At 42.4% G+C, this 7075-nt stretch carries 8 protein-coding genes; 7 read left to right on the top strand and 1 reads right to left on the bottom strand.

Translation table 11 applies throughout. The features are described from left to right. Positions 1-59 precede the first annotated feature (59 nt). On the bottom strand, positions 60-332 hold the full coding sequence (rpsO, locus tag G6W42_RS05010) for a 30S ribosomal protein S15 (RefSeq protein WP_194173182.1): 273 nt from the start codon (positions 330-332) through the stop codon (positions 60-62). A 146-nt stretch (positions 333-478) separates the two neighbouring features. On the opposite strand from rpsO, the gene G6W42_RS05005 reads away from it, so the two are divergent. Genes G6W42_RS05005 through G6W42_RS04975 form a run of 7 tightly spaced genes read left to right on the top strand, consistent with a single transcriptional unit; the run spans position 479 to position 6987 of the window. Beyond that, a complete protein-coding gene (locus G6W42_RS05005) occupies positions 479-883 on the top strand; it encodes an Rrf2 family transcriptional regulator (protein ID WP_004317794.1) in 405 nt (134 codons plus the stop codon). 2 nt (positions 884-885) lie between these two features. After that, entirely contained in the window at positions 886-3081 is a 2196-nt protein-coding gene (gene flhA, locus G6W42_RS05000; RefSeq protein ID WP_194173181.1) for a flagellar biosynthesis protein FlhA, read from the top strand. A gap of 9 nt (positions 3082-3090) precedes the next feature. After that, positions 3091-4116 (top strand): DHH family phosphoesterase, encoded by a 1026-nt coding sequence (locus tag G6W42_RS04995; RefSeq protein ID WP_194173180.1) that lies wholly within the window; start codon positions 3091-3093, stop codon positions 4114-4116. Then, positions 4113-4340 (top strand): hypothetical protein, encoded by a 228-nt coding sequence (locus G6W42_RS04990; protein ID WP_002942640.1) that lies wholly within the window; start codon positions 4113-4115, stop codon positions 4338-4340. The genes G6W42_RS04995 and G6W42_RS04990 overlap by 4 nt, the downstream gene beginning before the upstream one ends. Before the next feature lie 9 nt (positions 4341-4349). Further along, positions 4350-4760 carry a tetratricopeptide repeat protein gene (locus G6W42_RS04985; RefSeq protein ID WP_194173179.1) on the top strand — a complete coding sequence of 137 codons (411 nt, stop codon included), beginning with the start codon at positions 4350-4352 and terminating at the stop codon, positions 4758-4760. Between the two features lie 17 nt (positions 4761-4777). Continuing rightward, positions 4778-5707 carry an aspartate carbamoyltransferase catalytic subunit gene (locus G6W42_RS04980; protein ID WP_103575493.1) on the top strand — a complete coding sequence of 310 codons (930 nt, stop codon included), beginning with the start codon at positions 4778-4780 and terminating at the stop codon, positions 5705-5707. A gap of 2 nt (positions 5708-5709) precedes the next feature. Then, positions 5710-6987, top strand: coding sequence for a dihydroorotase (locus G6W42_RS04975; RefSeq protein ID WP_194173178.1), 1278 nt, complete (start codon positions 5710-5712; stop codon positions 6985-6987). The last annotated feature ends 88 nt before the right edge of the window (positions 6988-7075 follow it).

Genomic DNA, 7075 nt, shown 5'->3' with positions numbered 1-7075 from the left:
GATAAATTTTGAAAGTAAAAAGTGAAATTTAAAGGGAGAGCAGATCGCTCTCCGTGGGATCATTTATCTCTTAAGCCAAGCTCAGTGATTAGTTTTGAATATGTAGTGTAGTCTTTGTTTTTAAGATACTTTAAAAGTCTTTTTCTTTGACCAACTAGTTTCAAAAGACCTAAACGTGATGAAAAGTCTTTTTTGAAAATTTTAAGGTGTTCTGTAAGTTCAGTTATTCTAGCTGTTAAAAGAGCTATTTGAACTTCTGGAGAGCCTGTATCTCCCTCTTTTCTAGCGAATTTCGCAACTATTTGAGCTTTTTTAGCCGAATCCAAAGCCATGATGACCTCCTGATTGGTGAATTTTGGAAGAGCGATTATAGCATTTAAAACATAAAGTTAGATAAAATTACGCTTTTTAAAAATTAATGAAAAATGCAGTAAAAATTTAATAAAATTAGGGCTATTTAAAGAGTTAAGGAAGATAAATGCTTTTTACAAAGGCAAGCGAATACGCTCTACTTTCGCTTATTTTAATATCTCAAAAATCATCGCCAGTTGATGTTGATACGATCTCAAATGAGCTTAAAATTTCAAAAAGCTTTCTGGCAAAAATTTTACAAAATTTAGCAAAAGATGGAGTTTTAAAGTCATTTAAAGGAGCAAATGGCGGTTTTGCACTAAACGGCGAACCTGAAAATTTAAGTATAAAAAAGATAATCGAATGCGCCGAAAAGCGCGAACTAAGCGTCTTTGAGTGCTCATCTTCAGCACTTGGCTGCCCGTCAAACAAAGCTTCAAGCTGTCAAATTTGGTCGATGTTTAGCGGCCTTCAAGGCAAGATCGACGAGATGCTTGACGCTATAAAACTAAGTGACATCGTTAAGAAGTAAAGTTGGCAAAGCAAAAAAATAATATCTTGACTCTTGTCGCACCTTTTCTTGCGCCGATTGTCAAATTTAAAAGTCTTAGCATCGTTGGCATCATCGTTGCCATCCTTGCTATCATCATCGTGCCGCTTCCAAGTGCGGTGCTTGACTTTTTCTTAGCACTTTCGATCTCGATTTCTGTGCTTATTATTTTGATATCTATTTATGTGCCAAAGCCGACTGACCTTAGCACGTTTCCGACGCTCATTCTCATCATCACGCTTTTTCGCCTCTCGTTAAACATAGCGACCACTCGTATGATCCTAAGCGAGGGTCACAACGGTCCAGAAGCGGTCAGTGAGATCATCTCGAGCTTTGGAAATTTCGTCGTTGGTGGCAACTTCGTCATCGGTACCATCGTATTTTGTATCTTGGTACTCATAAATTTCATGGTCGTAACAAAGGGTTCAACCCGCGTGAGTGAGGTGCAAGCACGTTTTACACTTGATGCGATGCCTGGTAAGCAAATGGCGATAGATGCCGATCTAAACGCAGGTCTAATAGACGAAAAAACGGCTCGTGAAAGACGTCAAGCCATCATTGGCGAGGCAAATTTCTACGGCGCGATGGATGGTTCGTCTAAATTTATAAAAGGTGACGCCGTAGCCGGTATCATCATCACTATCATTAACATCATCGGCGGCTTTGCTATCGGCTCGTTTCAACACGGCCTTGATATGGCGACATCGGCTCAGTACTATACGATCCTAACTATCGGTGATGGCCTTGTTAGCCAGATACCTGGACTTATCACTTCAACAGCGACTGCTATCATCATCACAAGGGCTAGCAAGGACGACGAGGACTTCGCAGAGGGCACGCTAAATCAGCTCTTGGGAGACTATAAAACCTTGCTGATAGTGGGCTTCATACTATTTATGTTTGCCCTTGTTCCAGGCCTTCCAACGCTCTCACTTGGCTTTATAGCACTGCTATTTTTAGGGCTTGGCTACATCATCAAGCAGACCAAAGATGGCGGACTAAATTTAAGCCTTGCACCAAAAGAAAAAGCAGCAGGTAAAAAAGCTGGCGGCGCTGCGCCAAGCGGGGCAGGGGCAGCGGCTACAAGTGGTGGGTCTGCTAAGGCTCCAAAGAAGAGCGACGAAGAGATCGCAAGAGAAGAAGAGACGAAGATAAATGACATCTTAAAGCTTGAAATTTTAGAGCTTGACCTAGGATACGGCCTGCTAAAGCTAGCTGATGTGGATCTGATAGAAAGAATTCGCGCTATGAGGCGAAATATCGCTTCAAGTCTTGGTTTTTTGATGCCAAAGATAAGGATCCGTGACAACCTTCAGCTCCCACCAAACGAGTACCGCTTCAAGCTAAAAGGTATCATCATCGGTCAGGGTGAAATTTATGCGGATAAATTTCTAGCGATGGATAGCGGACTAGTGAGCGAAGATATCGAGGGGATACCGACAAAAGAGCCAGCTTTTGGGCTGGATGCTCTTTGGATAGATGCTAGCGTCAAAGAGGACGCCATACTTAGTGGCTACACGATAGTTGATCCTGCAAGCGTCATCTCAACTCACATGAGCGAGCTTATCAAGCAAAATGCAGCCGAGCTTCTAACTCGCCAAGAGACGCAAAATTTACTAGACAAACTAAAGATAGACTACCCAGTCGTGGTCGAGGATACGCTAAGGATCGCACCTATAAATTTGATCCAAAAGGTCTTAAAAACGCTGCTTAAAGACAATATCCCGATCAAAGACCTACTTAGCATACTTGAGGCCATTAGCGACATCGCAGAGGTTAGCAAAAATTTAGACATGATCATCGAGCATGTGCGTGCAGCGCTTTCGCGTGTCATCACCTCGCTTTATGTAGATGAAAAGGGACAGCTAAATTTTTATATCCTAGACACCGCCGCGCAGCAAAAGCTCATGGACGCAGTGCAGTATAAAGACGGCGCCTATCACCTGATGATAAACGTAGCGCAGACATCATCGATCGTGCAAGCACTTAGGCGTGAAAAAGAGAAGCGACCGATGAGCCAGCACGGAGAAATGGTGCTTTGCGTGGAGCCAAGTCTTCGCAAATTTATAGCAAATATCTGCGCAAATTTCGCCATCGACATAGTGGTGCTAAGCTTTGCTGAGATCTCGGCAAATACGCCATTTGAAACAGTTGGCGTCATAGAAATAGAAAATTTATAAAGGAAAAAGATGAAAATTTATCACCTCTCACACACCGATCTTGACGGATACGGCGCGCAATACATAACAAATTTTTACTTCAAAGATGTGAAATTTCTAAACTCAAACTACGGCAGAGAGATAGATGATAAATTTGCTCAAATTTTAGATGAGATAGATGCTTCAAATGATGATAAAAACGTCATCTTGATCACCGATCTAAATTTAAGTCTAGCTCAGTGTGAGAGCTTTGAGGAGATGATAGAGGGTAAAAATATAAAGCTATTTTTGCTAGATCATCACCAAAGCGGTGCCGAGTGTGCGAGCGCTTACTCATGGTACTTTTTAGATAGCTCAAGGTGCGCTACAAAGATCACTTACGACTTTTTTGCAGGCATTTTTGGCAAAAACAAAGAGCTTGAAATTTTTAGTGACGTCGTAAATGCCGTGGATATCTGGCTAAAAGATGATAAAAACTTCGAGATGGGCAAGGTCTGCTTGGGGCTTGTGGCAAATGCTAAAGAGATAAATAAGGTGATGTTTGAAGCTGAAAACAACCTTTATATGGATCATATCTTAAAAGAAGCGAGCAAATTTTTTAACGAAAAAAACGACTACATAGGCCTTGACATGCAGGTGCATGCCATTAAAAAGTCATTTTTCAAAGAGGATAAAGACGATACGCTAAGCAACCTGATCTCAAACTACGTCGTAAAAAAACTTAGTGAAAATAAAGAGAAATTTAGCATCACTTATAAAGATCATAAAGGAATTTTAACCTACAATGTCGGCAACGTTTCTGTTATCGGCAACGACTTTTTAGTGGCAAATCCTGAATTTGACTTCTTTATCGACGTGACAAATAAAAAAACGCTAAGCTTTCGTGCAAATGGCAAGCTTGACGTTAGCGCTATGGCAAAACACCTAGTTGGCGGAGGCGGACACGTCAATGCTAGCGGTGGGCTCTTTGCAAATTTTAAAGACGGCTTTAGCTATGAGCCGATCAAGGCGCAGATAGTTGATCTAATAACTAAAAAAACACAGGAGGAGATATGAAAGAAGAAGAGGTAAGCGTAGAGGAGCTTAGCTACGAGCTTAGCATGGTGCTTGAGGCGATGTTTTACTATGCTGGCGTGAAAAAAGACAAGCTTGAAGAGGCGGCAAATCTCTATGTCGAGTGCATCGATGATGCGCTAGAAAACTCTGACGCTAGCGGTAGCGACGAGGTTATAGAGATAGTTGAATATATGAAAAAACACCATCCAAAGTTATTTAAATAAGGAGAAAATATGAAGAAAATTTTAGTTTTTGCGGCGGCACTTTTTGCGTTAAATGCTGTGGCAAATGAAAATTTAGACAAGGCAAATGAGCTTTATGCGAAGAAAAATTTTAACGAGGCCTATCTTGCGTTTAACAAAGCTTGCGGCGAGGGCGAGAAAAAAGCTTGCACGATGAATGCGATCATGCTATTTAACGGCGATGGCGTGGCAAAAGATAGAGCTCAGGCTGAGAAAATTTTTACGAAAATGTGTGACGAAAATGAAGGCATGGCCTGCGAAAAGCTAGGCGAAATGACAGCTTATGGCCTTATAAAAGACAAAGACGACAATGAAGCAAAAAGCGAAGAGAAGGCAAAAGCTTTGTTTAAAAAAGCTTGCGACAACGGCTACAAACCGGCTTGTGACTTTGTAACAAAATAGATCAAAAAGGGCTTAAAATGGGCTACAAACATAAAGATTTGATAGGAACTAGAGAGCTTAGCAAGGAAGAAATTTTATATTTTCTAGAGGCGGCGAAGGAGTTTAAGGAGCTAAATTTAAGCCAAGTGAAAAAAAATGACTACCTTCGTGGAAAGACCACGATCAACGCATTTTATGAAAACTCGACAAGAACTAGAACATCCTTTGAGATCGCAGCAAAGAGGCTTGGGGCTGATACGATAAATTTTAGCTCATCAAGCTCGAGCGTGACAAAGGGCGAGAGCCTAAATGACACGATGAACAACATGGCTGCTATGAGAACTGATATCATCGTGCTTCGCCACCCAAGCTCTGGAGCGGCGAAATTTGCAGCTGATAGGACAGAGGCTAGCGTCGTAAATGCAGGGGACGGCACAAATGAGCACCCAAGCCAAGCGCTGCTTGATCTTTTCACACTAAAAGAGCATGGCAAAATTTTGGATAAAAATTTAAACGTGGCGATCATCGGCGACATCGCTAGAAGTCGCGTGGCGAGGTCTGACATCTGGGCGATGAAGAAATTTGGCATAAATTTAAAGCTCTTTGCGCCAAGGATGATGATGCCAAAAGACGCTGAGGTATTTGAGTCTCAAATTTGCAAAAATATGGAGGAGGCTTGTGAGGACAGCGATGTCATCATCATGCTTCGCATCCAACTAGAGCGTGGCGGTGCGGACGTGGCATTTCCAAGCTCGAGAGAGTACTCGAAATTTTTTGGACTAAATAAAAATAGGATAAAGCTAGCAAAGCCTGACGCGATCGTGCTGCACCCAGGGCCGATAAATAGGGGCGTGGAGTTAAACTCAGACGTGGCTGATGGCACGCACTCAGTCATACTAAATCAAGTTGAAAACGGCGTTGCTATAAGAATGGCGATACTAAATACGCTTGCAAAAAATAGGGGCTAACGATGAAAATATCAATAATTAACGGCACTATCGTAAATAGCGACGAGAAATTTAAGGCAAATATCCTAATAGAAAACGGCAAAATAGCCAAAATTGGAAGTGAGAAATTTGAGGCTGATAAGGTTATAGACGCTACAAATAAGCTCGTAATGCCAGGACTTATCGACATGCACGTGCATTTTCGCGATCCTGGTCAAGAGTACAAAGACGACATCATCTCAGGCTCGCAGGCGGCCGTGGCTGGAGGAGTGACCACCTGCCTTTGCATGGCTAACACAAACCCAGTAAATGACAACGCCTCAATCACAAGAGCGATGATAGAAAAGGCTAAAAACTGCGGACTGATCGACCTTTTACCAATTGCAGCCATTAGCAAAGGGCTTGGTGGCAACGAGATCGTTGAAATGGGTGATCTTATAGAGGCTGGCGCAGTTGCATTTAGCGACGATGGCCTACCAGTGACTAGCTCAAGCGTGATGAGAGCGGCACTTGAGTACTCAAGCATGTTTAATAGCTTTTGTATAAGCCACTCAGAGGACTGCTCGCTTTGCAGGCAGGGCGTCATGCACGAGGGCAAGGTCTCGGCCATACTTGGACTTCGCGGCATGGCGAGAGAGAAAGAGGAGATCGCAGTGAGCCGTGATATGTTGCTTGCAAAACTCACTAAAGCGCACATCCACATCGCTCACGTAAGCTCGGAGTACTCGCTAAAGATCATCGAAATGGGTAAAAAAGAGGGCATAAACATCACTTGCGAGGCGACACCTCACCATTTTAGCTTTAGCGATGATGAAATTTTAAAAAATGCCTATGATACAAATTTCAAAATGTCACCGCCACTTCGTGAGATAAGCGACGTAAAAGCGGTGAGAGAGGCGCTAAAAAGCGGCCTTATAGACGTCATCGCCACAGATCATGCGCCGCACCACACAGATGAAAAGATAGTGGAATTTGACAAGGCACCATTTGGTATCATCGGACTTCAAACCCTTGTGCCACTTACGTTAAAGCTCGTAAATGAGGGCGTTATAAGCTTAGAGCGCATGGTGGAGCTAACCTCGACAAATGCGGCTAAAATGCTAAATTTAAAAGATAAAGGCAGGCTGGCAGTTGGTATGCTAGCTGATATAGCAGTGATAGACCCTGAGATCGAGTATGTTTATGACGAAAAGATAAACCGCTCAAAATCGATAAACTCTCCACTCTTTGGCAAAAAGTTAAAAGGTGCGGCGACTACTACTATAAAAAGTGGCAAGATCGTTTATGAGTTTGGAAAATAATATAAATTTGCTCGTGCTTGCGGGCAAATTTGGCTTAGATGCTTTGAGATATAAAATTTGCTAGAAATTTCTAGCAAATTTTGATTTA

Origin of the sequence: Campylobacter concisus, assembly GCF_015230015.1 — a bacterium.
GTDB classification, from domain to species: Bacteria; Campylobacterota; Campylobacteria; order Campylobacterales; family Campylobacteraceae; genus Campylobacter_A; species Campylobacter_A concisus_AF.
Note: the sequence above shows the minus strand (reverse complement) of the source record. Positions and strands in the feature narration are given on the sequence as shown.

What these genes read in the sequence shown, in the direction of transcription:
- rpsO (WP_194173182.1), bottom strand. Translation starts at nt 332, where the DNA reads ATGGCTTTGGATTCGGCTAAAAAAGCTCAAATAGTTGCGAAATTCGCT.
- G6W42_RS05005 (WP_004317794.1), top strand. Translation starts at nt 479, where the DNA reads ATGCTTTTTACAAAGGCAAGCGAATACGCTCTACTTTCGCTTATTTTA.
- G6W42_RS04995 (WP_194173180.1), top strand. Translation starts at nt 3,091, where the DNA reads ATGAAAATTTATCACCTCTCACACACCGATCTTGACGGATACGGCGCG.
- G6W42_RS04990 (WP_002942640.1), top strand. Translation starts at nt 4,113, where the DNA reads ATGAAAGAAGAAGAGGTAAGCGTAGAGGAGCTTAGCTACGAGCTTAGC.
- G6W42_RS04985 (WP_194173179.1), top strand. Translation starts at nt 4,350, where the DNA reads ATGAAGAAAATTTTAGTTTTTGCGGCGGCACTTTTTGCGTTAAATGCT.
- G6W42_RS04980 (WP_103575493.1), top strand. Translation starts at nt 4,778, where the DNA reads ATGGGCTACAAACATAAAGATTTGATAGGAACTAGAGAGCTTAGCAAG.
- G6W42_RS04975 (WP_194173178.1), top strand. Translation starts at nt 5,710, where the DNA reads ATGAAAATATCAATAATTAACGGCACTATCGTAAATAGCGACGAGAAA.